This window comes from Streptococcus sp. 477, from assembly GCF_013277295.1.
GTDB lineage: Bacteria > Bacillota > Bacilli > Lactobacillales > Streptococcaceae > Streptococcus > Streptococcus pseudopneumoniae.
The window spans coordinates 1-2,831 of record NZ_VMMQ01000019.1; the positions used below are offsets into that span (position 1 = coordinate 1).

A 2,831-nucleotide genomic window follows, 5' to 3' on the forward strand; every position below is an offset into this window, starting at 1 on the left:
CCTCTCGCATGCTAAAACTGTGGAAAGCCAAATCATCTTGAAAATAATTACTATCCACAATTGCAATAGCGTATACTGGTGCGATGTGTTTGTAGCTCTGGTGAGTATTGCCTTCTTGCTGGCGAATTTTTTCAAGATTTTGATTGACCTGACTGCACAGATAAGCCCATAAACGATTGATGAAAAAATTCTGATGATGGACTTGGATTTCAATGATTACTTGAGTGCCATTATCCAACTCCGCCAAGACGTCTATACTGGTATAGAAATCCTGCGCCGAGTAGGGCAGGGAAGGCAAGACGTGAATGTTACTTCCCTCCAAAATCGTCACATTTTTTGCTGGCAAGTCCAGCATATCGCGAATAAATTGACAAGTGATTTCTGGATTGCTAAAAATTTTCTTAGCAACCAAGTCGTTGGTCGGGCTAATGCCCGGATGTCTTAGAATCATCCTTCTCCTCCTTCTATTATAGCACATTTTTTAATCTAATTTGCTAGATTTGATGCTTCTATCTATTTATTCGTAAAAGAAAGCTTTTCTTCAGAAGAAAGCTAATCGCTTATTTGAAATTTTTCCCCTCTGTTGGATAGTCCCGTCTATCTATGTTATAATAAAAGAAGGATTTAAAATCAGAAAAGGAGTATTTATGCTTAAATTAGGTATCATTGGCACTGGCGATATCAGCCACCACTTCATAGAAGCAGCCCATGCTAGTGGGAAATACCAGCTGGTCGCAGTCTATTCTAGGAAACTTGAAACCGCAGCAACCTTTGCTTCTCGCTATCAGGATATCCAACTATTTGATCAATTAGAAGACTTCTTCAAGAGCTCCTTCGATGTAGTCTATATTGCCAGTCCAAACTCCTTGCATTTTGCTCAGGCAAAGGCTGCCTTGTCTGCAGGTAAACATGTCATTCTTGAAAAGCCAGCTGTCACTCAGCCACAAGACTGGCCGGATTTGGTTCAAACAGCTGAAAAAAATCACTGTTTTATCTTTGAAGCAGCTCGTAATTACCATGAAAAAGCTTTCACTATCATCAAAAACTTTTTAGCAGACAAACAAATTTTGGGGGCAGATTTCAACTATGCCAAATATTCTTCCAAAATGCCTAACTTGTTGGCTGGGCATACGCCCAATGTCTTTTCAGAGCGTTTTGCTGGTGGAGCACTTATGGATTTGGGGATTTATCCTCTCTACGCTGCCGTTCGTCTCTTTGGAAAAGCTGAGGACGCAACCTACATGGCTCAACAGCTTGACAATAGCATAGACCTAAATGGAGACGGTATCCTCTTCTACCCTGACTTTCAAGTTCATATCAAGGCTGGGAAAAACATCACTTCCAATCTTCCTTGCGAAATTTACACAACAAATGGAACCTTGACCCTCAACACGATTGAGCATATTCGCTCAGCTATTTTTACCGACCACCAAGGCAATCAAGTCCAGCTCCCTATTCAACAGGCTCCTCATACGATGACTGAGGAAGTCACTGCATTTGCACACATGATTCAGCAACCAGACCAGACACTCTACCAGACTTGGCTGGATGATGCAGGCTCTGTTCATGAGCTACTATATACCATGCGCCAGACTGCTGGCATTAGATTTGAGGCAGAAAAATGAAAAGCAAACTACCTACTGAATGGCAAGAACTAAGTGACCAACTCGGTTTCCAAGAATTTACCCCCATTCAAACTCAACTATTTGAGCCCATTCTTGCAGGAGAAAATCTTCTAGGAGTAAGTCCAACAGGAACCGGTAAGACCCTAGCTTACCTCCTACCAAGTCTTCTCAGACTACAAAAGAAAAAAGCGCAGCAACTCTTGATTCTAGCACCAAATACAGAGCTTGCTGGACAGATTTTTGATGTATGTAAAACGTGGGCTGAGACTATCGGCTTGACTCCCCAACTCTTCTTATCAGGTTCGAGCCAGAAACGCCAGATTGAACGCCTAAAAAAAGGACTAGAAATTCTGATTGGAACTCCTGGACGTATCTTTGAACTCATTAAATTGAAAAAAATCAAGATGATGAATGTGGAAACCATCATCCTGGATGAATTCGACCAATTGCTAGATGATTCTCAGATTCACTTTGTTGAGAAAATCACTCACTACGCACCGCGTGACCACCAACTCGTCTATATGAGTGCGACGACTAAGTTTGACCAAGAAAAGATTGCGCCAAACACACGTACCATTGATCTCTCTGACCAAAAACTAGATAACATCCAACATTTCTATATGCAGGTAGACCAACGTCACCGAGTGGATATGCTACGAAAACTAGCTCATGTGGAGGATTTCCGCGGTCTGGTCTTCTTTAACAGCCTATCAGACCTTGGAAGTGCAGAGGAAAAACTACAGTATCGGGATATATTAGCTGTTTCCCTCGCTAGTGATGTTAATGTCAAATTTAGAAAAGTCATCTTAGAAAAGTTTAAATACAAGCAACTAACCCTGCTTCTAGCAACAGACCTTTTGGCTCGAGGAATTGATATCGATAGCCTAGAATGTGTCGTAAACTTTGATATTCCTAGAGATATTGAAACCTACACTCACCGCGCTGGCCGTACAGGTCGCATGGGCAAGGAAGGTTATGTTATCACTCTCGTCACTCATCCAGAAGAACTTAAAAAACTCAAGAAATTTGTGAGCGTACGTGAAATTGTCTTGAAAAATCAAGAACTCTATATTAAATAAAGCCCCATTGCTCTATACACATCCAGTGTATGGAGCTTTTTTATAAGCAATTCAATTTTATACTCTTCAAAAATCTCTTCAAACCGCATTAGCTTCGCCTTGCCGTATGTATGGTTACTGACTTCGT

The 2,831-nt window shown here is 41.3% G+C and carries 3 protein-coding genes; 2 read left to right on the forward strand and 1 reads right to left on the reverse strand.

The window, feature by feature from the left end:
• On the reverse strand, positions 1-451 hold a 451-nt coding region (locus HT691_RS03560; RefSeq protein ID WP_172923419.1), incomplete at its 3' end, for a PD-(D/E)XK nuclease family transposase.
• 196 nt (positions 452-647) lie between these two features.
• On the opposite strand from HT691_RS03560, the gene HT691_RS03565 reads away from it, so the two are divergent.
• Both HT691_RS03565 and HT691_RS03570 read left to right on the forward strand, forming a co-directional pair.
• Positions 648-1,625 carry a Gfo/Idh/MocA family oxidoreductase gene (locus HT691_RS03565; RefSeq protein ID WP_172921828.1) on the forward strand — a complete coding sequence of 326 codons (978 nt, stop codon included), beginning with the start codon at positions 648-650 and terminating at the stop codon, positions 1,623-1,625.
• Complete coding sequence (locus tag HT691_RS03570; RefSeq protein ID WP_172925253.1) at positions 1,622-2,704, forward strand: DEAD/DEAH box helicase; 1,083 nt, start codon at positions 1,622-1,624, stop codon at positions 2,702-2,704. Before HT691_RS03565 ends, HT691_RS03570 begins: the two co-directional genes overlap by 4 nt.
• Positions 2,705-2,831: the final 127 nt, after the last annotated feature.

Excerpts from the sequence above, each read along its gene's own strand:
- HT691_RS03565 (WP_172921828.1), top strand. The coding sequence starts at position 648 with ATGCTTAAATTAGGTATCATTGGCACTGGCGATATCAGCCACCACTTC.
- HT691_RS03570 (WP_172925253.1), top strand. The coding sequence starts at position 1,622 with ATGAAAAGCAAACTACCTACTGAATGGCAAGAACTAAGTGACCAACTC.